At 59.8% G+C, this 22762-nt stretch carries 15 protein-coding genes and 3 pseudogenes; 10 read left to right on the plus strand and 8 right to left on the minus strand.

Annotated features, from left to right (window positions below; translation table 11 throughout):
• Nucleotides 1–599, minus strand: a 599-nt coding sequence (locus BF99_RS0109160) for an amidohydrolase family protein (protein WP_025770620.1), incomplete at its 3' end; no start/stop codon positions are given.
• Nucleotides 600–1051: 452 nt separating this feature from the next.
• Between BF99_RS0109160 and gyrA the strand changes: the two are divergent.
• The 10 genes and pseudogenes from gyrA to pyrF form a co-directional block, all read left to right on the plus strand.
• Nucleotides 1052–3604, plus strand: a pseudogene (gene gyrA, locus BF99_RS0109170) (DNA gyrase subunit A); the annotation flags it as partial.
• A 466-nt stretch (nt 3605–4070) separates the two neighbouring features.
• Nucleotides 4071–5234, plus strand: coding sequence for a phosphoglycerate dehydrogenase (locus BF99_RS0109175; RefSeq protein WP_025770623.1), 1164 nt, complete (start codon nt 4071–4073; stop codon nt 5232–5234).
• 126 nt (nt 5235–5360) lie between these two features.
• Nucleotides 5361–6293 (plus strand): chorismate mutase, encoded by a 933-nt coding sequence (locus tag BF99_RS21940; RefSeq protein ID WP_231471351.1) that lies wholly within the window; start codon nt 5361–5363, stop codon nt 6291–6293.
• 76 nt (nt 6294–6369) lie between these two features.
• The gene (locus BF99_RS0109190; RefSeq protein WP_025770625.1) at nt 6370–7320 is read left to right on the plus strand and encodes a prephenate dehydrogenase; all 951 of its coding nucleotides are present in this window, start codon (nt 6370–6372) and stop codon (nt 7318–7320) included.
• Entirely contained in the window at nt 7317–8702 is a 1386-nt protein-coding gene (gene aroA, locus BF99_RS0109195) for a 3-phosphoshikimate 1-carboxyvinyltransferase (protein ID WP_025770626.1), read from the plus strand. Before BF99_RS0109190 ends, aroA begins: the two co-directional genes overlap by 4 nt.
• Nucleotides 8695–9417 carry a (d)CMP kinase gene (gene cmk / locus BF99_RS0109200; RefSeq protein WP_025770627.1) on the plus strand — a complete coding sequence of 241 codons (723 nt, stop codon included), beginning with the start codon at nt 8695–8697 and terminating at the stop codon, nt 9415–9417. Before aroA ends, cmk begins: the two co-directional genes overlap by 8 nt.
• Nucleotides 9418–9637: 220 nt before the next feature.
• Nucleotides 9638–11296: pseudogene (gene rpsA, locus BF99_RS0109210) on the plus strand (30S ribosomal protein S1); the annotation flags it as partial.
• Between the two features lie 618 nt (nt 11297–11914).
• Nucleotides 11915–12196 (plus strand): annotated as a pseudogene (locus BF99_RS23730) (integration host factor subunit beta); the annotation flags it as partial.
• A gap of 244 nt (nt 12197–12440) precedes the next feature.
• Nucleotides 12441–13637: a lipopolysaccharide assembly protein LapB gene (lapB, locus tag BF99_RS0109225; protein WP_025770630.1), complete on the plus strand. Its 1197-nt coding sequence runs from the start codon at nt 12441–12443 to the stop codon at nt 13635–13637.
• Between the two features lie 94 nt (nt 13638–13731).
• On the plus strand, nt 13732–14517 hold the full coding sequence (pyrF, locus tag BF99_RS0109230; protein WP_025770631.1) for an orotidine-5'-phosphate decarboxylase: 786 nt from the start codon (nt 13732–13734) through the stop codon (nt 14515–14517).
• 19 nt (nt 14518–14536) lie between these two features.
• Here the strand turns inward: pyrF and argA are convergent, their stop codons facing one another.
• The 7 genes from argA to BF99_RS20605 form a co-directional block, all read right to left on the minus strand.
• Complete coding sequence (gene argA, locus BF99_RS0109235; RefSeq protein ID WP_025770632.1) at nt 14537–15889, minus strand: amino-acid N-acetyltransferase; 1353 nt, start codon at nt 15887–15889, stop codon at nt 14537–14539.
• A 98-nt stretch (nt 15890–15987) separates the two neighbouring features.
• On the minus strand, nt 15988–17103 hold the full coding sequence (locus BF99_RS0109240; RefSeq protein ID WP_025770633.1) for an ABC transporter ATP-binding protein: 1116 nt from the start codon (nt 17101–17103) through the stop codon (nt 15988–15990).
• 117 nt (nt 17104–17220) lie between these two features.
• Complete coding sequence (locus tag BF99_RS0109245) at nt 17221–18063, minus strand: ABC transporter permease (RefSeq protein WP_025770634.1); 843 nt, start codon at nt 18061–18063, stop codon at nt 17221–17223.
• Entirely contained in the window at nt 18060–18974 is a 915-nt protein-coding gene (locus BF99_RS0109250; RefSeq protein WP_025770635.1) for an ABC transporter permease, read from the minus strand. Before BF99_RS0109250 ends, BF99_RS0109245 begins: the two co-directional genes overlap by 4 nt.
• 155 nt (nt 18975–19129) lie before the next feature.
• Nucleotides 19130–20209 (minus strand): polyamine ABC transporter substrate-binding protein, encoded by a 1080-nt coding sequence (locus tag BF99_RS0109260; RefSeq protein ID WP_038097896.1) that lies wholly within the window; start codon nt 20207–20209, stop codon nt 19130–19132.
• A gap of 106 nt (nt 20210–20315) precedes the next feature.
• A complete protein-coding gene (locus BF99_RS0109265) occupies nt 20316–21653 on the minus strand; it encodes a glutamine synthetase family protein (RefSeq protein ID WP_025770637.1) in 1338 nt (445 codons plus the stop codon).
• Nucleotides 21650–22591, minus strand: a complete 942-nt coding sequence (locus BF99_RS20605; protein ID WP_081759190.1) for a gamma-glutamyl-gamma-aminobutyrate hydrolase family protein — start codon at nt 22589–22591, stop codon at nt 21650–21652. The genes BF99_RS0109265 and BF99_RS20605 overlap by 4 nt, the downstream gene beginning before the upstream one ends.
• Nucleotides 22592–22762 lie beyond the last annotated feature (171 nt).

A 22762-nucleotide genomic window follows, 5' to 3' on the forward strand; every position in this document is an offset into this window, starting at 1 on the left:
TCGTCCGATACCGTATAGGGGGCGTGCGGAGCCAGCGCGGTATCGATGCGAGGATGGTTGCGGTACTCGTCATGCACCTCCAATCCGCGCTGGAAATACTCCTTCGTATCCTTGGCCCAAGCGGTGGGGAACTCGATTACCACCATCCCCAATGTGCAGCGCAGTTTGGCGGCATCGACCACGCGCCCGGTCTCTCCCGGATAGAAATACATGTCGTTGAAACAGGTGGTGCCGCCGCGCAGCATTTCGAGGACCGCAAGTTCGGTTCCGTCGCGCACGAAATTCTCGCTGACCCACTTGCCCTCCACCGGCCACACATGTTCTTTGAGCCAGTCCATGAGCGGCAGATCATCGGCGATCCCCCGCAGCAGACTCATCGCCGCATGGGTGTGGGTATTGACGAATCCGGGCAATAGCACGTGGTGGCTATCCAAGCGGATCGTTCGCTCGACATCGAATTGCGAGCGCGCCTCTTGGCAAGGGAGGATGGCTTGGATCTTTCCCTTGCGCACCACGATGCCATGATCGTCCAAGACCGTATTTTCCGGTTCGATCGGAATGATCCATCGCGCTTCGATAAGAAGATCGGCTGTTTCCATCGGAAAAATGACTCCGAGATCCATTGATTGATTCGGTCGAGGCTGCAAGAAATCGAACGAGGTGCCGATATCGGGAGCCGATCGGATGTGCCTGAATCGGGGGATTCGTCGATCTTGATCCTAAGTATCATAGCCCATCGCTCGCTTTTTCGTGGCATGCAAGATATCGAAGCCGATACCTCGATGCTCGCAGGCCAAACCGATCCCTCATCCGTCCATCGATCCATCGTCCTTGGCGTCCACGTGCTAAAATAGGCGATCTTGGCACGGTTTTTCGCATATCTTCAAAGGCATAAAGCGCGAAAAATCCCCCAAGGTATTCGAAATCCGTCGATCATAGCCATCCCAAGCCTTGGATGAAGGGATCTCGCCCGCATTGCCGTCTATTGCCCTACCCTTTTCGATCCCTTAGCCGAAGACTCTAGCCGAAGACCCTCTCGAGAACATCGCAAATGGCTGATTTTGCAAAAGAAATTCTGCCCGTCGATATCGAAGACGAAATGAAGAAGTCCTATCTCGATTACGCCATGAGCGTGATCGTCGGGCGGGCGCTTCCGGATATTCGAGATGGCCTCAAACCGGTGCACCGGCGAGTGCTCTATGCGATGCGCGAGCTGGGCAACGATTGGAATAAACCTTATAAAAAATCCGCGCGGGTGGTCGGCGATACCATCGGTAAATATCACCCTCATGGCGAGAGCGCGGTCTACGATGCATTGGTGCGCATGGCGCAGCACTTTTCCATGCGGGGGATGCTGATCGACGGTCAGGGCAACTTCGGCTCGGTCGATGGCGACCCGCCGGCGGCGATGCGCTATACCGAGGTTCGAATGGCCCGCCTCGCTCATGATCTGTTGGCGGATATCGACAAGGAAACGGTCGATTTCGTTCCCAACTATGACGGATCCGAGATCGAGCCTTCGGTTTTTCCCGCCCGCTTCCCCAATTTATTGGTCAATGGTTCATCGGGGATCGCGGTGGGGATGGCCACCAATATCCCGCCCCATCACTTGGGCGAGGTCATCGATGCTTGCATCGCGGTCATGGACAATCCATCGATCGATATCAAAGGGATCATGGAGATCATGCCCGGGCCGGACTTCCCCACCGCGGGCATCATCAATGGCTCGGGGGGGATCGTCGAGGCCTATCACACCGGTCGCGGACGTATTTATGTGCGGGCCCGGGCCAATACCGAAAATATCGATGGCGGCAATCGCAAGCGCATCGTCATCACCGAGCTTCCCTATCAAGTCAACAAGGCGCGCTTGCAGGAGAAGATCGCCGAACTCGTCAAGGAAAAGAAGATCGAGGGGATATCGGAACTGCGGGATGAATCCGACAAGGACGGCATGCGCTTGGTCATCGAGCTGCGGCGCGGAGAGAACGCCGATGTGATGCTCAAGAACCTCTATCGACAAACGTCCCTGGAGACGGTCTTCGGCATCAACCTCGTCGCCTTGGTCGAGGGTCGTCCGCAGCTGTTGAATATTCGACAGATGCTCGATGCCTTCATGCGCCATCGGCGGGAGGTGATCACCCGGCGCACCATTTTCGAACTACGCAAGGCGAGGGAAAGGGCGCATGTCCTCGAAGGGTTTGCGGTGGCCTTGGCCAATATCGATCAGGTGATTGTCCTGATCCGCGATTCCGCGACCCCCGCCGAGGCCAAGCAGGGTCTGCTCGAGAGGGTATGGAACGCCGGGGTGGTGCGAGGCATGCTCGAAAGGGCGGGGGCCGATACCTCCAAACCCGAGGATCTGCCGGCGGGCTTGGGGCTTGTAGGAGAGGATTATCGATTGAGCGAGGCGCAGGCGCAGGCGATCCTCGACTTGCGTCTGTATCGCCTGACGGGGCTCGAGAAGGATCGAATCATCGACGAGTTCGACAAGATTCTCGAAAAAATCCGTGAACTGCTATGGATTTTGGTCGATCCCGAGCGCTTGCGCGAAGTGGTGCGCGAGGAACTCCTCGAGGTCAAGGAGCAGTTCGCCGATGCCCGCCGGACCGAGATCGAGGCCTATCGGGAGGGGATGGATATCTTGCACTTGATCAAGCCCCAGGATGTCGTGGTGACGATGTCCTACCAAGGCTATATCAAGTGGCAGCCGCTGGCCGACTATTCCGCCCAGCGTCGCGGCGGACGAGGAAAGATCGCCGCGAGCACCAAGGAAGAGGATTTCGTGGAGCGACTTTTCGTCGCCAACTCCCGCGATACGATGCTCTTTTTCTCCAGCCGAGGGCGGGTCTACTGGAAGCCGGTCTATCGCTTGCCGCAGGCGACGCGCACCGCTCGCGGTTTGCCGCTGGTCAATCTATTGCCGATCGACAGCGAGCAAGGAGAGCGGATCAGCGCCATATTGCCGATGAGCGCCCTCAAAGACGGGGGCTTCATGCTGATGGCCACCGCCTCCGGCATTGTCAAAAAGACCCCTTGCGAGGCTTTTTCCCGCCCCCGTGCCAGTGGATTGATCGCCGTGGATCTGCGCGACGACGATCATCTGATCGGGGTCGAGGTCACCGGCGGTGGCGACGATGTGATGTTGGCGACGAGCAACGGCCAACTGATTCGTTTCCCCGAGGGCGATGTCAGATCGATGGGGCGCACGGCGCGCGGAGTGCGGGGGATCCGTCTTGCCCCCGACTCCAAGGTTATCTCCTTGATGATCGGCGCCGATGGACTGGTGCTGACCGCGACCGAGAACGGCTACGGAAAATGCACATTGGAGAGTGGATATCGATCTCAAAGCCGCGGCGGCAAGGGCTTGCGCTCGATTCTGACCAGCGAACGCAACGGCGCCGTGGTCGCCGCCCGAACGGTGAGTTTGGAAGACGAGATCATGTTGATCACCGACGGGGGCAAATTGGTGCGCACCCGGGTCAACGAAATCAGCGTGGTCGGACGCAATACCCAAGGGGTTCGCCTGATCAACTTGGGCGAAAGCGAGATTTTGGTCGGGGTGGAAAAAGTGGTCGAGAGCGAGGAGGCCGAGGATATCGAATCGACGCCAATCCCCACCCGGGCCTTGCAACCGCTCGATGAATCCTCTGCACCTTCGATCGCCCCCGATGCCGCTCCTTTCACCTTGGCGCCCCCGGATATCCCCTCGCCCGATCGTTCGGACGATTCCGCTATCGACGACGGCTCGGCCGCCGGCTCGCCGCCGATATCGGCCGAAGACGACGGCGACGACTCGGCATGAGGCGGCTTGATATGAGATAGAGCCTTGTGAGCGTATGCGGACGAAGATATCGAGAATGCGGGGATCGATCGGCGCGAAAGATCATCGAAAAAACGCCAGGTAAAAACCCCGATGCGCAATCCACATCCGATCCTCGATCCTCGAAGGCCGAGATCGCCTCGCTCTTTGCCTGTATCTGCGAGGACTCCGTCATCTATCGAATCACCCGCCATCCGGCTCGATCGTCCCTCCTTCACTCCATCATCGACTTCCAACCCAAGAGACCTCCATGTTTCACATCCAAACCCTCGATTCGATTTCCGCCACCGGACTTTCACTATTTCCTTGCGAGCGCTATCTCGTCGGTGACGATCCGGAGCGGCCGGATGTGATATTGCTTCGATCGCGCGATCTCCATCGCCATGCCTTTCCCGAAAGCGTCAAGGCGGTGGCTCGGGCCGGGGCGGGGTTCAACAATATCCCGGTCGATTCTCTGACCGATCGGGGAATCGTGGTCTTCAATACCCCCGGAGCGAATGCGAACGCGGTCAAGGAATTGACGATGGCCGGGCTGCTGATTTCTTCTCGGCGCCTATGCGATGCTTGGTCTTTCGTGCAGGGGATCGAAGACGACGATCCCGCTTTCACTCAAGCGATCGAGCAGGGGAAGAAGCGCTTCACGGGTTCTGAGATCGCCGGCCGGACCTTGGGGGTGGTGGGGCTCGGAGCGATCGGGGTGGAGGTCGCCAATGCCGCCATTTCTTTGGGGATGCGGGTGCTGGGATTCGATCCCTCGATGACGGTGCGCCGGGCGTGGCAACTCTCGTCGAGCGTCGACCAAGCGGCGAGCGTGGAGGATATTTTCGCCGCCTCGGATTTCGTTACCTTGCATGTCCCTTTGGGCGAGCATACGCTGAGCCTTGCCGACGCCCCTCGCATCGCCCGGATGCGCAAGGGAACGACGCTGCTCAATATGTCGCGTAGCGGTATCGCCGACGACGAAGCGGTCTTGAGGGCTCTCGACGAGGGGCGCTTGGCGAACTACGTCACCGATTTCCCCTCCCCGGCGCTGCGAGGGCATCCGAGGGTCATCGCTTTGCCCCATATCGGAGCCTCCACGGTGGAAGCGCAGGAAAATTGCGCGACGATGGTGGCGAAGCAGACGATCGATTTTCTCGAAAGGGGCACGATCGTCAACGCCGTCAATTTCCCCGAGATCAGGTTGGCCGATAGCGAGGGGAAGCGAATCGCCATCGCCAATGCCAATGTTCCCAATATGCTCGGACAGATCTCCACCGCCATCGCCGACGCCGGACTGAATATTCTCGATATGCTCAATCGTTCCCGAGATCGAGTGGCCTATACCCTGACGGATGTCGACGGGGAGGTCTCCCCGGATCTCTTGAAGGCATTGCGCGCGATCGAAGGGGTGCTCTCGGTCAGGGCCTTGTAAGCGAAAACCGGTGAGCGAAGCCTCGTGAGCAAGGATTTCGAACCCCCGTGGTCGGGCGCGAAAAGGGTTTTGCCGCCCGATCCGCCGCCCGATTCGCCTTACCCAAAGGACGAAGCCCTTGTTTCCTTGCGCGCAACGATCGATTCCATCGACGAGGCAATTCTGGCGTTGCTCAATCGCCGGGCGCAGGCCGCTATCGATGTGGCGGGCATCAAATCGAGCCTTCCGAGCCCCCCTCGCTACTATCGCCCGGAGCGAGAGGCGCAGCTGCTAAGCCGTCTCGCCGCTCGCCAAAAACGAGATGGCGGCGCTTTGCCGGCATCGGAAACGATTCGTCTTTTTCGGGAGATCGCATCGAGCTGCCGCTCGCTCGAGCAGCGCTTGACGATCGCTTGGACCGATCCATCGACGATGCATGCCGCCCTCGGTCATTTCGGAGGCGCCATCGATCTGTGTCGCTTCGAAAGCGAGGAGGAAGCGCTGGCCGCGGTGGCGGCAAGGCAGTGCGACTATGCGATGATCGCCTTTGTCCATGACGGTTGTGCCAATCCATTGTTGATTGCTGCGCCCTTCGAAGGACAGGCTTTGGTCGGCGAATGGAGGAACGAGAGGGGGGATGGTTTCCTGGCCGTGGGAGCGGAGCGGGTGCCCGCCTCGGGCAATGCTTGCAGTGTCTTGTCGATCGCAAGCCAAGACAAAGAAGCCCTTGAAAGAGCCCTGCTCGATGGATCCCCGCCGCCGACGGTGGATTTCTACCCGCTTCGAAAAACGAGTCTCGATGAAGGCAAGCGGCCATCTGCTCAGGCCGATGGTTGGGCCGATGGTTGGATCGTGCGCATTGCGAATATCGACGAGGAGGCGCTCGAGGATCGAATCGGTTCGTCGCCGCTCGGAGGGATGCGACGAAGCCCCGCTTGGATCTCGGTCGGGAGTTCCACCGGGAGTTCCGCTTGCCAAGCCGACGATGCTTCCCACAGCGGCGAAAATGACGGCGAAAGAGGCCAGAGCCCGATCCTGCTGGGCTCTTTTCCCATCGTCGATACCACCTTCGCGCCTTGAAGAGGGCTCTTCGAATCCATCGCAAAAGAAGTGGGCGATCGATTCGAAAGCGATTCGAAAGCGATAAGGATCAGTGATGATTCAAAGGCTTTGCATCATCGGCACCGGGCTGATCGGGGGATCGCTGGCGCGGGATCTCAAACGGCTCGGGGCGGTCGGCGAGGTCGTCGGTTCGAGCCGCAAAGTGGCCAACCTCGAAAGAGCCCTCGCCTTGGGGGTGATCGACGATTTCGATCCGGATCCCGCCGCCGCCGCTCGCAAGGCGGACATGATCGTGATCGCCGTTCCCTTGGGGGCGATCGCGAGCGTCTTCGAGCGCCTATGCGCCGGGGGAGGCATCGACGAGAGGGCGGTGATCACCGATGTGGGCAGCGCCAAGGCCTGCGTGATGGAGGCTGCGGCTTCGACCCTCTCGCCCGATCAATCGGCGCGTTTCGTCCCCGCCCATCCCATCGCCGGAACCGAACACAGCGGAGTGGAATCATCGATCGAGGGCCTTTTCGAGCGACGACGGGTGATCCTGACCCCGATGGAGCGCACCTCCTGCGAAGCGCAATCGAGGGTGAGATGGATGTGGGAGAGGGTGGGAGCCGAAGTGATCGAGATGGACTTGCACAGGCACGACGAGGTCCTCGCCTTGACCAGCCATCTACCCCATCTTCTGGCTTATACCTTGGTCGATGCCTTGGGTCGGCATCCCGATCATGCCGAACTCTTTCGCTACTGCGCGGGCGGGTTTTACGATTTCACCCGCATCGCCTCGAGCGATCCGCAGATGTGGCATGACATCTGCCTTGCCAACAAGGATGCGGTGGTCGATGCCTTGAACCTTTTTCGCGGCGATCTCGACGGTCTGATCGATGCCGTGCGCCAAGGGCGGGGCGAGACGATACGCTCGGTTTTCGCCCGCGCCAAGTCCATCCGCGATCGTCATGCCGAATCGGTATCGGGTCAGGCACCTCCCTCGCATCCATCCCAAGACGCTTCGCCATCTTTCGAGTATGCGAGCGATCGCAACGCATCATGACAACCACCGCCCCCATCGACTACCTCGTACGCCCGACCGGAGCCCTTTGCGGCGATATCCGGGTTCCGGGCGACAAGTCGATATCCCATCGAAGCCTCATGTTGGCGGCGATCGCCGAGGGGCGAACGCGTATCCGGAACCTGTTGCGGGGCGAGGATGTTTTGGCGACGATGGCCGCCCTGCGCTCGATGGGGGTGCGGATCGACGATCGCGATCCTCAGCCTTCGAAGGGGGAACGAGGCCGAGACGATATCGACGAGATCGTCGTCCACGGGATCGGGGATCGAAGCCTTTCGCCCCCTCGATCCGGGGTGTTGGATCTCGGCAACTCCGGCACCTCGATGCGCCTGTTGGCGGGGCTGCTTTGCGCTCGGATCGACCGCCCGTGTTCATTGACGGGGGATCCATCGCTGAGTCGGCGTCCGATGCGACGCATCACCGACCCCCTTTCATCGATGGGGGCGAAGATCGAGCCCTCCCCATCGGGGACGCCGCCCATTCGCCTTGAACCCATCGCCGGCGACCCCTTCCAAGCCCGACTGAGGGCGATCGATTTTTCCGGCGATGTGGTCAGCGCCCAAGTCAAATCCGCCATCTTGCTCGCCGGGCTTCGGGCCCGAGGGACAACCTGCTACACCGAGCCGGGGCCGAGTCGAGACCATACCGAGAGGATGTTGGCGGCTTTCGGGGCCCCGCCTTCGCAAGAGGGGCTTCGTACTTGCATCGAGGGGGGGATCGGCCTTCGGGGAACGGTGATCGATGTGCCGGGGGATCTTTCCTCGGCGGCGTTTTTTCTCGCCGCCGCCGCCGGTCGGCCGGGCTCGGATATCATCGTGAGGGGGGTCGGGATCAACCCCACCCGCAGCGGGGTGCTGTCGATCCTCGAGGGGATGGGAGCGCGGATCGAACGGCACGACATTCGGGGCAGCGGTGGCGAGCCGGTCGCGGATCTTCGAGTACGGGGTACGCGATTGCAAGGCATCGATATCGATCCGGCATCGGTGCCCTTGGCCATCGACGAGTTTCCGGCGATCTTCGTCGCCGCCGCCGCCGCTCGGGGATGCACTCGAGTGCGCGGGGCCAAGGAGCTGCGGATCAAGGAAAGCGATCGGATCGCCGCCGTCGCCGACGCTCTTTTCGCGCTTCGCATCGAGGTCGAGGTCTTCGATGACGGCATGGCCATCACCGGCGGAGAGATCGCCGGAGGGAGCGTCGACAGCGCCTCGGATCACCGGATCGCCATGGCTTTCGCCACCGCCGGGATCGGCGAAGGATCCTTGCGGATCCGGGATTGCCGTCACGTGGCGACCTCCTTCCCCGGCTTCGTTGCGCTGGCAGGCGAGGTCGGCCTTGACATCGAGGTGCAAGGCGGCGATGCCTGATACCGCTGCCGAGCGACCGGGTTCGCCGCCGCCGGTGATCGCCATCGACGGCCCCGCCGCCTCCGGCAAGGGAACCGTGGCTCGCTTGCTCGCCCGATCCTTGGGCTATTCCATCCTCGATAGCGGCGCCCTCTATCGCATCCTCGCTCTCATCGCCCGGCGATCAAGCGTTGCCTGCGATCGAGAGCGAGATCTGGTCTTGCTGGTTGCGAAGATCGAGGGCGAGATCGAATTCCTTCCCGATCCCTTGGAGGGCTCGAGGCCCTTCATGAAGGGTGAGGATATCGGGGATGCGATTCGCAGCGAGCGATGCAGCGAGGATGCCGCTCGGGTTTCCGTCCACCCCCAAGTACGCCAAGCCCTGCTCGGCCTGCAAAGGAGTTTTCGCTCTTATCCGGGCTTGGTCGCCGACGGTCGGGATATGGGCAGCGTGGTTTTCCCCGACGCCTTCTTGAAGGTTTTCCTCGAGGCCGGGGTCGATGAACGGGCGAGGCGGCGCCATCGGCAATTGATTGAAAAGGGTATCTCCGTTACCATTGACGAAATCAAGCAGCGGATCGTGTCGCGCGATACCCAGGACAGCACCCGTGCCGTCGCCCCGCTGCGCCCGAAGAACATGGCGGCCGATGTGCTGTCGGTGGATACGACATCCCAAACCGCCGCCGAAGTCGCCGACGATTTACTGGAAATCGCAAGACTCCGTCTTGCCGGTTGATCGATCATCCATCGGTATGGTCGAGGCTTCGTCGGGCATCGTTCCAAGCGCGTTACCCGCGGCGCTTGGAGGCGGTGCGCAGCAGGTGGTGTTCGAAAAAATAACGATATCGTCATTCTCGGCAAGCACTGAAATCGAATTTCAAAGCGCTCGAACGCTTCGCTTGCCGGATTGCGTTTTCTAACTTGCGGGTCTCAACTGAAGGAAAATCGATTCGGTCATGGAAAGCTTTGCGGAGCTGCTCGAGCAGAGCGAAGTCGACAGAAAAATGCGCCCGGGGGCGATTATCGAAGGCACGGTGATTGCCGTCAGCCCCGAGTTCGTCACCGTGCATGCCGGTCTGAAATCGGAATCGACCATACCGGTCGATCAGTTCAGAAACGAAAGCGGAGAGGTGGAGGTCGCGATCGGCGATCTCATCGAGGTCGCCCTCGATTCCGTCGAGGACGGATTCGGCGCCACTCGGCTTTCGCGCGAAAAGGCCAAGCGGGCCCGGGCATGGAGTCGACTCGAGTCGTCGTTCGAAGGCGGCGATGTGGTCACCGGAATGATGACCGGCAAGGTCAAGGGCGGATTCACCGTGGATGTCGACAGCATCCGGGCTTTTTTGCCCGGCTCTTTGGTCGACGTTCGTCCGGTGCGCGATACCACCTACCTCGAGGGCAAGATGCTCGAGTTCAAGGTCATCAAGCTCGATCGTCGGCGCAACAACGTCGTCGTTTCGCGTCGGGCGGTGGTCGAGGAGGAGTATTCGGCGGAGCGTGAATCCCTGCTCGAGAACCTCAAAGAGGGCGCGGTCCTGCCCGGGGTGGTCAAGAACCTGACCGAGTACGGCGCCTTCGTGGACTTGGGCGGTATCGACGGTCTGCTCCATATCATCGACATGGCATGGAAGCGAGTGAAGCACCCGACGGAAGTCGTCAATGTCGGCGACGAGATCGAGGTCAAGGTGCTCAAATTCGATCGCGACCGCTCCCGGGTCTCTTTGGGGTTGAAGCAGCTCGGAACCGATCCGTGGATCGATATCTCCCGTCGCTACCCCGATGGCACCCGCGTCTTCGGTCAGGTGACGAATATCGCCGACTATGGCTGTTTCGTCGATATCGGCGATGGGGTCGAAGGGTTGGTCCATGTCTCGGAAATGGACTGGACCAACAAGAATGTCCACCCCAACAAGGTGGTACAGCTCGGTGACAGCGTCGAGGTGATGGTGCTCGATGTCGATGAAAATCGCCGTCGCATCTCGCTCGGTATCAAGCAGTGCCGACCCAATCCATGGCAGGAATTCTTCGATAACCATCGCAAAGGCGATCGGGTCAGCGGGGCGATCAAATCGATCACCGATTTCGGGGTCTTCGTCGGCCTCGACGGCGGTATCGACGGACTCGTGCATCTTTCGGATCTCTCTTGGGGCGAGCCGGGCGAAGAGGCGATTCGACGCTACAAGAAAGGGGATGAGATCGAGACCGTGGTGCTAAGCGTCGATCCGGATCGAGAGCGTATCTCGCTGGGGATCAAGCAGATCGACAAGGATCCTCTCTCGACCTACCTATCCAACAATCCCAAGGGCTCGATCGTCAAGGGCAAGGTGGTCGAGGTCGATGTCAAGGGAGCGACGATCTTACTTTCCGAGGGTGTCGACGGCTACCTGAGGGCGTCGGAGATCGGCCGGGAGCGCATCGAGGATGCCCGTACCGTCCTCAACGAAGGAGATGAGATCGAGGCCAAGTTCGTGGGGCTCGATCGCAAGAAGCGCGTGCTCTCCTTGTCGATCAAGGCTCGGGAGAGCGAAGAGGAAGTGCAGACGATGCAGGAGTACACCACTGCCGCCTCCGCTGCGCCCACGACCTTGGGGGATTTGATCAAAAAGCAGATGGACTCTCATTCCGAGGAATCCTCGAAGAAAGAGGCGCAAAGCGACTCCGCCGACGAATCTCGGGATATCGAATCCGCCGCTTCGACCCAAGCCTCGGCCGATGAACCGGCCACCGAGGAGAGCGCATCGGCGAGCGAGAGTTCGATCGAGGATGCGAGCGAGGATGCATCGGATGATCCCGCACCGGCCGCCGACTCCGCTTCGGACGAGGCATCGGTTCACGATCAATCCGCATCCGAGCCCGAAGCCGAAGCGGTTCGGGGATCGACGGAAGATCGAGGGAGCTGATCCCCGAAAGCTCGGCGGCGACGATGCCAAAGACGATGCCGATGGTCCCATCGGCCTTGTCCCCGCTCAATTAAGGGGGAAAGGCCGATGGGCGATCCTCTCAGGTAGCGCTTTTTCAATCGCCGCCACCGCTTTTTATCGAGTCGGCGCTTCGGGGCAAGGAGGCGGTAAGTCAGGTAGAGAGATTTTGCGATCGACTCCCCTCGAAGGGCGAACTCCGGCCCTTTGCGGATTCATCGATTCCCCTTGCGGATGGGGTTTCGGCGGCGTATCGTGGTCATCGAGATGGAAGTCATGAAGATCCGGCTGCCCTGAAATCCCCGAGGAGCTGCGATGACGAAATCCGAGTTGATCGATCATCTGGCGAACTTGCAGCCTCATTTGGTTCATCGCGATGTCGAGTCGGCGGTGAATGCGATACTCAGGCAGATGGGGAATGTCTTGGCCAAGGGGGAGCGGATCGAGGTGCGCGGTTTCGGCACTTTTTCCGTTCGTCGGCGCCCGCCGCGGACCGGGCGCAATCCTCGCACCGGCGAAACGGTGGAGATCCCGAGCAAGCGAGTCCTTCATTTCAAGCCGGGCAAGGATTTGCGGGATCGGGTCGATGAGGGCGTTCATTCGCAGCCCCACGACTTGGATCCCGACTCCGACGCCATCGAAGAAAAACGGACTTCCCCGTCCGAGGGTCCGCCGGTGGTCGAAGATCAAGACAAGAACGACAAGAACGACAAGCACGAGGAAGCCGCCTTGCCTCGAACCCTTGACCCGCCCCCGAAAAGGGTCTTCGATGGCAGGGCGGGCAGCGAATGACCGACCCCGACGATTCGACGATTCGCCCCCGTCTTCGAGCGAAATCCCGATGAGCGGATTCGATCTCCTGTGGCTTCTTTTGCCGGTGGCGGCCTGCATCGGCTGGTGGACCGGGCGTAATGCCGCTAATGACGGGAATAAAAAACAGGAGGCGGATCGGCGTTTCAGGCGTTTCCGATCGGATTATTCTCGCGGGATCAATTACCTCATCAACGAGCAGCCCGAAAGGGCGATCGATATCTTTATCGAATACCTCGAAGTCGATGCCGAGACGGTGGAAACCCACCTCGCTTTGGGGAACCTCTACCGTCGTCGCGGGGATCACGAGCGCGCCATCCATATCCACGAGAACATCATTTCCCGCACTTCGCTCAGCGCCGGTCAACGCACCGAAGCCAAGATGGAGTTGGCCCATGACTATTCGAGCGCCGGACTTTTCGATCGAGCCGAGGCCATCTTCAAGGAACTGACCGAGGTCCATGGTTATCGCGTTCAGGCATTGAAGCAGCTGGTCGATATCTACGAGCACGAGCGCGATTGGGGGCAGGCGATCGTCAGCGCCCAGCAGCTGGAATTGGCGACCGGCGATCCCTTGGGAACGATCATCGCCCACTATTATTGCGAGCGAGCGGTCCGCTACCAAGAAGAAAGGCGTTTCGAAAAGGCTTTGGAGGAGCTCCGCCGGGCGCGTGAAACCCATGATTCGTGTGTGCGAGCGAGCCTGATCGAGGCGGAAATTCATACCACCTTGGGCGATCATCGAAGCGCCATTCGCGCATTGCAGCGGGTGGAGAGCCAAGATCCGGAATTCATTCCCGAAACCATCGGCCCTTTGCACCGATCCTTCGCCGCCCTCGGGCAAGCCGATGCCTTGCAGGAATATCTTTCGCGCTTGCACGAGCGCTATGGCTGGAGCAGTGTATTGCTGGCTTTGGCGGCCATCCGGCAAGAGAGCGACGGACCCCGAGAGGCGATTCGTTTCATCGGAGATCGCCTGAAACGGAAGATATCGGTGCGCGGTCTCGATCGGATGTTGGAGCTCGAGATCGACGAGTGCCGGCGTTCGGGAGACGAGCCGGGGAGCCGGGTCGAGATGCTCAAGGGTCTGACCGAGGGCTTGCTTCTCGATCGCCCGGTCTATCGCTGCGAGCGCTGCGGATTTCCCGCCAAATCCCTGCACTGGCAATGCCCGAGCTGCAAGCGTTGGACAACGATCAAACCCATCCGAGGGGTCGAGGGAGAATAGATCCCCGTAGGATCGATTCGCTTTGTCCCCGTTTCGGATTCGATCCTAGCCCCGAGCATGCCCGGCCAAGCCATATCCGAGCCTATCCGCACCCATGTCCGAGCCACGCCATCGCCTTGATCCCCGTCATCATCGCTTGAACGATGGGCAAAGGAGGGTCGAGCCGCGCCTCATCGCCGCCCTCGATTTCCCGTCGTCATCCCAAGCGCTGGACTTGGCGGCCAGGCTCGATCCGGCCCGTTGTCGGATCAAGGTCGGCAAGGAGCTCTTCACCGCCGCCGGTCCGCAGGTGATCGAGCGCTTGCATCGGCTCGGCTTCGAGATTTTTCTCGATCTCAAATTCCACGATATTCCGAATACCGTCGCCGGGGCTTGTCGCGCCGCCGCCGCCCTCGGGGTGTGGATGATCAACCTTCATGCCGCAGCCGGTCGACGGGCTATGGAGGCCGCTCGAGATGCCCTCGATGCCGATAGAGGCGGGGATTCGAACCCCGCCCCCTTGTTGATCGGGGTGACGGTGCTTACCAGTATGGCGCGAGAGGATCTGAGGTCGGTCGGCATCGATGCCGAGCCGGATCTGCAAGTACGAAGACTTGCATCCCTCGCCCAAAATTGCGGGCTCGACGGGGTGGTCTGCTCCGGTGGCGATATCGCTCGTTTGCAAGAGGGATTCCGCTCGGACTTTCTACGGGTCGTTCCCGGGGTGCGACCTGAATCATCGCTATCCGCCTTGGCCGTCGACGATCAGCGTCGGGTGATGACTCCGATGGCGGCGCGCCGAGCCGGAGCCGATTATCTGGTCATCGGTCGGCCGATCACCGCCGCTTCGGATCCGATGATGGCCCTCGAAGCGATCGAGCGCGAACTCGCTCTCGCTTGAGTCGGCGGTTCGAATCCTCTCAAAGATCCTTGATCAATACCCTCGATCCCCGCTGATCGTTATAAAGGGATTGTTTTTCTCGGGGGAGGGAGGATCGATCGCTTTCGACGAAACCGCGTTCTTCGAACCATTGTCCGGTCCGGGTGGTAAGAACGAAGATCCGCGTCGCGCCTGCGCGCTTGGCTTTCTTTTCGACCAGCGCCAACAGGCGCTCCCCGTTGCGGTTGCGGCGATAGGCGTCGTGCACCGCAAGGCAGGCGAGTTCCGCCAGCGCCTCTTCGGGGTAGGGGTAGATCGCAGCGCAGCCGATGACCGTCCCGTCGCGTTCGATGATATTGAAGCGGGGGATCTCGGTTTCTATCTTCTCGCGGGCGCGTTTGACCAATACCCCGGAATCCTCCAGCGGACGGATGAGGTCCAGGATTCCGCCGACATCGTCGATGGTCGCTTGCCGAATCGAGTCGTAGTTGTCGGCATTGATCATGGTGCCGATGCCGTCGCGCGTGAGCAGCTCCAACAGCAGCGCGCCGTCGATACGAGGATTGACCAGATGCACCCGTTGCACGCCTCGGCGACAGGCTTCGATGGCGTGTTGCAGGCGCGAAGCGATACCCGAGCACTCGGGGGATTGCGATGTCCTCTGTGAACGGATCCGAGCCAGCTCTTTCGCTTCGTCCAAGGTGATCTCGCGCAAGACCCGGCCTTGCGCATCCTCGAGCAAGGGATCGTCGTTGAGAAAAACGAGTTTGGCGGCATTCGTTTCGATGGCCACCGAGGTGGCCACTTGGCGGCTTTCCAAACAAAAGACATGGCCGGTGGGCGAATAGCCCAAAGGAGAGACGAGGACGATGGCTCCGCCTGCGAGCTGCTGCCGAATGGCCTCGACATCGATCCGCCTGACCTCCCCGCTATTTTTGAAATCCACCCCCTCATGGATGCCCAAGGGTCGAGCGGTGATGAAATTCCCGGAAGAAACCCGCACCCGCATCCCGGCCGGAATCGGGGTATTGGCAATCCCGCTCGATAGTTTGGATTCGATCGCCATTCTGATCGACCCTGCGGCTTCTCGGGTTGCAGCCAAGGCGTGATCGTCGGTGATCCGCACTCCGTGCAAATAGCGAGGGCGATGTCCCTTCGCTATCAGTTGCCGATCGATTTGACGGCGCAGTCCGTGCACCACGACGAGGTCGATGCCGAGACTGTGCAGGATCGCCAAATCGCGGGCGATCTCGCGAAAGCGATCGTGATCGACCATCGCCCCGGGGATGGCGACCACGAAAATCTTCCCGCGGTGGCTGCTGATATAGGGAGCGGCCTGGCGGATCCAGTATAAAAAAGCCGAGGCGTCGGCAGGGGATGGCGGAGGGTTCACGATCGATCGAAAAGAAAAGGATATTCAGCGCAAGGGGGCGGGGGGTATGGGCGAAGGTCGAAGGAGTATCGTAGCGGGTATTGCAAGGATGATCGATATCACTCGTTCAAAATCAGGGTGTCATCGAAATCCCAGCTGATAAAACATCGCTTTCCTCGCTCGCTTTCGCAAGGTTTGCGTTTGCTGTTGACCGATGTCACCGAAAGCCGTCCACCGCCCTCGGTAATCAAATGCAGATGGCTTTGGCTGCCATGATAGGCAAAACCCTCCAATCTCGCCTCGAATGCGATCGGATCCGCCGGCCGCTCGGCGCTCAGACGAATCTTTTCCGGTCGTATCGCCAAGGCGGTCGATGCCGCCGGCATCGGGCTACCGGCGGTGCGCGAGCGGGGGAGCCTTAGTTCCCCGAGCCCCTCGACCTCGAAAACGATCCGATCTTCCGCATCGAGGACCTCTTTGACCACCGCATCGAAGAGATTCACCTTGCCGATGAATTCGGCCACGAAACGAGAGGTGGGGGATTCGTAGATGGTGGTCGGATCCGCGATTTGCCGCACCCTTCCCCGGTCCATGATCGCGATTCTATCCGCCATCGAAAGGGCCTCGTCCTGATCGTGGGTGACGAGGACGAAGGTGATGCCCACTTTTTTTTGCAGGCTAACGAGCTCCATCTGCATGGTCTCGCGCAATTTGGCGTCGAGGGCCGAGAGCGGTTCGTCGAGCAACAGCACCCGAGGTCTTTTCACGAGGGCTCGGGCCAAGGCGACCCGCTGTCTTTGCCCCCCCGAAATCTGATCCGGCATCCGCTGCCCCAAGCCATCGAGGCGCACCAAGGCCAGTGCCTCCTCCACCCGCTTGCGCCTTTGCGAGACAGGAACTTTCGATACCTTCAAGCCATAGGCGATATTGTCGAATACGCTCATGAAGGGGAAGACGGCATAAGATTGGAAGACCATATTGACGGGCCGCCTGTTCGGCGCAAGCCCGGCGACATCGACCCCGTCGATGCGGATCGTCCCTTCGTTCGGATTTTCGAAACCGGCGATCATCCTCAGCAAGGTGGTTTTTCCGCATCCCGAAGGACCGAGCAGAGCGAAAAATTCCCCTTCCGCGATATCCAGATCGATATTGTCGACCGCAGGCCACGCCCCGCCGAAATGTCGGGTCGCCCCCCGGATCTCGATGATGGGTGATTCGCTGTTTCGATCGTTCATGAGCTGTTCTCGAAAGGGGTTCGATCGTCCGCCGTTATATCGTCGAGGATCCCGCATCGAAGAGCGAGACGGTTTTTTTGCACTTCTTTCGCACTTTTCGCGCTTTTTTATACCTTTTTATCCGGGATGCCTTTCGTTGCCTCGGTTTTGCAGCCACAGTGCGATGCTGGTCAAGACCAGGGTGATGACGATCAGCAAGGTGGAAGCGGCATTGACCTCCGGGGTCACCGAAAATCGAACCATCGAATAGACCTTGACCGGGAAGGTCACCGTATTCGGCCCCGAGGTAAAAAAGGTGATGACGAAATCATCCAAAGACAGGGTGAATGCAAGCAGGGCCCCGGCGATCAATGCCGGGCGCAAGTGCGGTAAGAGGATATCTTGAAAGCGTTGCCACGGCGAGGCCCCGAGATCGTGGGCCGCCTCGTCGAGTTCGCGGTTGAAGCTCGCAAGCCGAGCCCTGACCACCACCGCCACGAAGGGGAAACTGAAAGAGATATGCGCGATGGTGATCGCCCCCAGATTGAAAGGCCAGATCAAATCCGTCGGCCAGCCGATGCGGCTGAAAAAGGCGAGCATCGCCACCCCCATGCAGATTTCGGGGATGACGATGGGCAAGGCGAAGGTCGCATCCGCGGCGCGGCGAAAGGGGAAGGGGAATCGCCACAGGGCGATGGCGGCCATGGTTCCGATCACGGTGGCAACGAGGGTGCAGGCAAAGGCGATGGTCAGCGAGTTGACGAAGGCCTCGATCAGTCCCTCGTTATTCCAAGCCTTCTCGTAGTATTTGAGGGTGAAGCCCCGCCAAACGATATTGCGCCGGCTATCGTTGAAGCTATAGGCGACCAAGGTGATGATCGGGGCATAGAGAAAGACGAAGGTTGCAAGAAGCATCAGCCGTAGCCATGCCGAGCGCCCGTATTCCAAGGGGCTCTTAGCCCTTTGCCCGAGTTTCTTCATGCCGGCGTCGAGCCCGAGCCTCGATTGCCCTTGTCGGCCAAGGCCCGCACCGCCAGTGCGAAAAAGGTGATGTACATCAAGATGAAGGAGAGCGCCGCCCCGAAAGGCCAGTCATTGGCGGATTTGAACTGACGCTCGATCACATTGGCGATCATCTGGCTGTCGGTGCCCCCCAAAAGATCCGGGGTGAGAAAGGAGCCCAAGGCGGGAATGAAAGTGATGATGATGCCGGAGATGATCCCCGGCAGGGCCAAGGGCATCACCACCGAAAAGAAGGTGCGCAATTGACCTGCGCCCAAGTCGAGGCTGGCCTCGATATAGGAGCGATCCATTCGATCGAGGGCGGCATAAAGCGGTAGGACCATGAAGGGCAGGTGCACATAGACCAGCCCGAAGACCACGGCGGTATTGTTGTACAGCAGTTCGAAAGGAACGAAGCGTTCCCCCAATAGCTGATAGTCCCCGAGCCCCAACAGGTTCAGCCCCGCATTCGCCTTTTCCCATAGCCACTCGGCGCTGAAATTGACGTAGCCTCGGGTGCGCAGCACCGCGATCAAGGCGTAGGTACGGATCAGCAGATTGGTCCAAAAGGGAAGGATGACCAGCAACAGCAGAATCGGCTTCCATTTGGCGGAGGAGAAAGCGATGATCAGGGCGATGGGAAAGGCCATGATCAAGCAGATCAAGGTCGTCAGTCCCGCAAACCAGAAGGATTTGACGAAGATACGAAGATAAAGCGGATCCAGTGCGCGTAGATAGTTATCGAGGGTGCCGGTGATGACGATATCGATCAGCCCGCGTTTCTCTGCGAAGCTAAAGCCGAAAACGAGAGCCAAAGGGGCAAGAAAAAAGAGCGCCAGCCATAACGACGGGGGTAGGAAAAACGTCCAAAAACTCGTCGACCTATGCATGGCGCTAGGCCTGCCATCGTCTTATATGGATAACCCGATACCTCCATGAAGGAGCGAATCTGCGCCGAGGCGAGGGCAATTCGAATCTCGCCGATCCCGATCCCCGGGGCCTTGTATCGAGGCCCCGGGATCTTCGCGGACCGGACGCTTTTCGATCAAGCGGCATTGATGCGTGTCCATGCCTCGTCGATCAAGCGTTGGCGCTCCTCGCCCAGATAGATCGCGGTCTCCGATTTCTCGACCGTTTCGGGCGGCGGGAAGATGGCGGGGTTTTCCAGATAATCCGCCGGCAGATATTGTTTCGCCGCCTTGTTCGGAGTGGCGTAATAGATGAACTCGGCGATGGAGGCCCCCACTTGGGCGTCGAGGATATAGTCGATGAAGCGGTGGGCGTTTTCGGGATGCGGGGCTCCGGTGGGGATGGCCAGCGTATCCTCCCATAGCAGCCCGCCCTCTTCGGGCACCGAATAGCCGATATCGTCATCCTCGTCCATCACCTGCAAGATATCGCCGTTCCACTCCATGGTGAGATCGACCTCGCCCGAGGCGAGCAGATCCTGCCCGTTATCCTCGGCGAAGGTCTTGATATGCCCTTTTTGGCGGATCAGGAGCGCTTCGACCTCCTTGATATGCGCCGGATCGGCATCATTGAACGAGTAGCCGAGATATTTGAGCCCGATCCCGATCACCACTCCGCTATCTGCGAGCAAGGCGATGCGCCCGGAGAACTCGTCGGAATCGTAAAGGCTCCTCCAACTCGTCGGCGGATTGGCGAGCGCCGATTTCCGATAGCCGATTCCGATCGTGCCCCACATATAAGGCAGGCTGTAGCGGCGGCCGGGATCGAAGACGGCTTTCATGAAAACATCTTCGATATTGGCCAGATTGGAGATCTTCGAGTGGTCGATCTCCACGAGCATATCCTCGCTGATCATCCGCTCCACATAGTCGTTCGTGGGGACGATCAAATCGTATCCCGGATTCCCCTCTTTGAGTTTGGCGAAGAGTTCGTCGTTATCGGCGAAGAGATCCATCTTGACCTCGATCCCCGACGCTTTCTTGAAATCATCGAGGGTGGTCTCGCCGATATAGGTATCCCAGTTATAGAAATTGAGCTTCGGCTCCTCGGCCGCCCACCCGAACTTCGGCAGGGTGAGCCCGGCGGCGGCAGTTGCGCCCACTCCGGCGAGAAAGCGGCGGCGGGAGGGGCGATATCCGTATCTGGTTTTCATCATCGTTTTTCTCCGGGTGCGTTATTCGTCGATGGTGCGGGGAGGTCATGGCGATTTGGCGGATGGTCAAGGTCGGGATCGTTGCATGACTTGTCCGATTCGGCGGATTTTAGACATTGCGCAGCAGAAATTCCCGCTCCCAAGAGCTGATGACTTGCGAGAAAGTATGCAGCTCGCATTCCTTGACCGCATTCCAAGCATGAACGAAGCGTTCGCCGAGCATCGAGGTCAAGGGCGGGCATTCGCCGAGCAAGCGCAAGGATTCGGCGAGGCTCAAGGGTAGACCATAAGGCATTTTATAGGCACTGCCTTCGATGGCGGCCGTCGGTTGCCGTTCTTCGATCATCCCGAGCAGCCCGCAGGCCAGCGAGGCCGCGATGGCGAGATAGGGATTGGCGTCGGCTCCGGCCACTCGGTTCTCGACCCGGGTCGAAACGCTCTTCGCCAGCGGCACCCGCAACCCCGCGGTGCGATTGTCGATCCCCCATTGAAGGTTGATCGGGGCTGCGAAGTATTTGGTGATCCGGCGATAGGAGTTCACATTCGGTGCAAGGAAGGACATCGCCGCCGGCAGATAATTTTGCAAACCCCCGATATGGCTATGGAAAAGACGGGTCTTGGCTCCGTCCTCGGTGGCGAAGACATTTTCGCCGGTGGCGATATCCACCACGCTTTGGTGGAGATGCATGGCACTGCCCGGCTCTCGCTCCATGGGTTTGGCCATGAAAGTGGCGCATATCCCGTGACGTCTGGCCGCCTCGCGCACCGTGCGTTTGAAAACGAAGGCCTGATCCGCCAGCAAGAGCGGATCGCCGTGGGAGAGGTTGATCTCGAGCTGCGCCACCCCGGTTTCGTGGCTCAAAGTACCGAGTTCGATCTCCTGTTTTTCGCAGAAGTTGTAGATATCATCGACCAAGGGATCGTATTCGTTGAGGATGTCGATCCCGAAGGATTGGCGGCCGCGCTCGACCTGCCCCGAGCGACCGACCGGGGGCTCCAAGGGATAATCGGCGTCTTCGTTGCGTTTGACGAGGTAGAACTCGAGTTCGGGGGCCACGATCGGTTGCCAGCCATGCTCGCGGTAGAGATCGAGCACCCGACGCAGTACATAACGGGAAGTGGTTTCCACCGGGGTGCCGTCGGCATGGAAGCAATCGTGGATGATTTGGGCCGTGGGCTCCGTCGCCCACGGAACGAGTCGGATCGTGCTTTCGTCGGGCCTTAGCACCATATCCCGATCCGATGGATCGACGGCGCTCCAATCCTCGGGATAATCGCCGGAGACGGTTTGCAGGATCAGGGCCTCGGGGAGGTTGAGTCCGAGATCGTGACAATAACGATTGCGGGGCATCACCTTGCCCCGTGCGACCCCGGCCATATCTGGCATCAGGGCTTCGATCTCCAAGATCGAGCGCTTGGCGCACCACTGCTCGATGGATTCGTTCACGGCATCGGCCTCGGCGAAGCGCCTGAAAAAGAGTGAGATTCGGCGGGCACGGGATCCATGGCATCGCGAACATCGCTTGTCTCGATCTCGCTTTTCATTGCCGCCGTTGCCGCTTCGGTGCTTCGAACGATATTTCGGTTTCGCACTCCACCTCCCTTTCGGCGCTCGTTCGCCTGCCTTGCCGCTTGCGCAAAGGCTTCGAAGATGATCTTCGAGGCCCTATCCTCGATGGCCCGCCATTCCGGATGCCATTGCACCGCCAAAGCGAAGGCCGGCGCTCCCTCGATCCGCACCGCCTCGATCAAGCCATCGGGGGCGGTGGCCTCGACGATCAGATCCGGGGCAAGACGATCGATTCCTTGGTGGTGGAGGGAATTGACTTCGATTTCGCAGGTCTCGAACAATCGGTGGAGAAGACCGTTTTCCGTCAACATGATCCGGTGCGCGGGGGCGTATTGTTCATCGATGCTCGCATTTTCATCCGGATGATGGTCGATGCCGCCCGGTCGCTCGTGCACCCGCCGATCGAGGCTGCCCCCGAAGGCGACATTCACCTCCTGAAATCCGCGGCAGATCGCAAGCAACGGCACTCCCTTCTCGACGGCCCGGCGGATCAAAGGCAGGGCGGTTTCATCCCGATGGGTATCGTGCAAGGTATCGAGAGAATCGACGCCGGGGCCGTAATGACGGGGGTGGACATTGGAGAGGCTGCCGGTGAAAAGCACCCCATCAAGCATCTCGAGCAAGGGACTGTCGACGATCCGATTTCCGATACACGGAAAAAGCAAGGGGATCGCATTCATCCCCACATTGACGGCCGAGATGTATTTCTCCTGTACCGCTTGGTACATGCGCCGGTCGGATTCATGGCGACAGGCGATAATGCCGATCACCGGAGTGATCACCGGGGCGATCCCTTGTCGGTCCGCATCTGACATGGATGACTCGATTCGATTGCTCGATATGCGCAAAAGAGGTCAAAAATACCCGGGAAAATACCCCAAGGATCAAAGCGGCAATAATAGGGCAATCGGCGCGAGGGCGTCGGTCTCTTTTGCTTTTTTTGCGATCTCGAACGATCCGTCGAAAAGCGAGATCCCGGTCCCTTG

The organism is Thioalkalivibrio sp. HK1 (assembly GCA_000583135.1).
In the GTDB taxonomy this organism is placed as follows: domain Bacteria; phylum Pseudomonadota; class Gammaproteobacteria; order HK1; family HK1; genus HK1.

Excerpts from the sequence above, each read along its gene's own strand:
- BF99_RS0109175 (WP_025770623.1), top strand. The coding sequence starts at position 4,071 with ATGTTTCACATCCAAACCCTCGATTCGATTTCCGCCACCGGACTTTCA.
- BF99_RS0109190 (WP_025770625.1), top strand. The coding sequence starts at position 6,370 with ATGATTCAAAGGCTTTGCATCATCGGCACCGGGCTGATCGGGGGATCG.
- aroA (WP_025770626.1), top strand. The coding sequence starts at position 7,317 with ATGACAACCACCGCCCCCATCGACTACCTCGTACGCCCGACCGGAGCC.
- cmk (WP_025770627.1), top strand. The coding sequence starts at position 8,695 with ATGCCTGATACCGCTGCCGAGCGACCGGGTTCGCCGCCGCCGGTGATC.
- lapB (WP_025770630.1), top strand. The coding sequence starts at position 12,441 with ATGAGCGGATTCGATCTCCTGTGGCTTCTTTTGCCGGTGGCGGCCTGC.
- pyrF (WP_025770631.1), top strand. The coding sequence starts at position 13,732 with ATGTCCGAGCCACGCCATCGCCTTGATCCCCGTCATCATCGCTTGAAC.
- BF99_RS0109240 (WP_025770633.1), bottom strand. The coding sequence starts at position 17,103 with ATGAACGATCGAAACAGCGAATCACCCATCATCGAGATCCGGGGGGCG.
- BF99_RS0109245 (WP_025770634.1), bottom strand. The coding sequence starts at position 18,063 with ATGAAGAAACTCGGGCAAAGGGCTAAGAGCCCCTTGGAATACGGGCGC.
- BF99_RS0109250 (WP_025770635.1), bottom strand. The coding sequence starts at position 18,974 with ATGCATAGGTCGACGAGTTTTTGGACGTTTTTCCTACCCCCGTCGTTA.
- BF99_RS0109260 (WP_038097896.1), bottom strand. The coding sequence starts at position 20,209 with ATGATGAAAACCAGATACGGATATCGCCCCTCCCGCCGCCGCTTTCTC.
- BF99_RS20605 (WP_081759190.1), bottom strand. The coding sequence starts at position 22,591 with ATGTCAGATGCGGACCGACAAGGGATCGCCCCGGTGATCACTCCGGTG.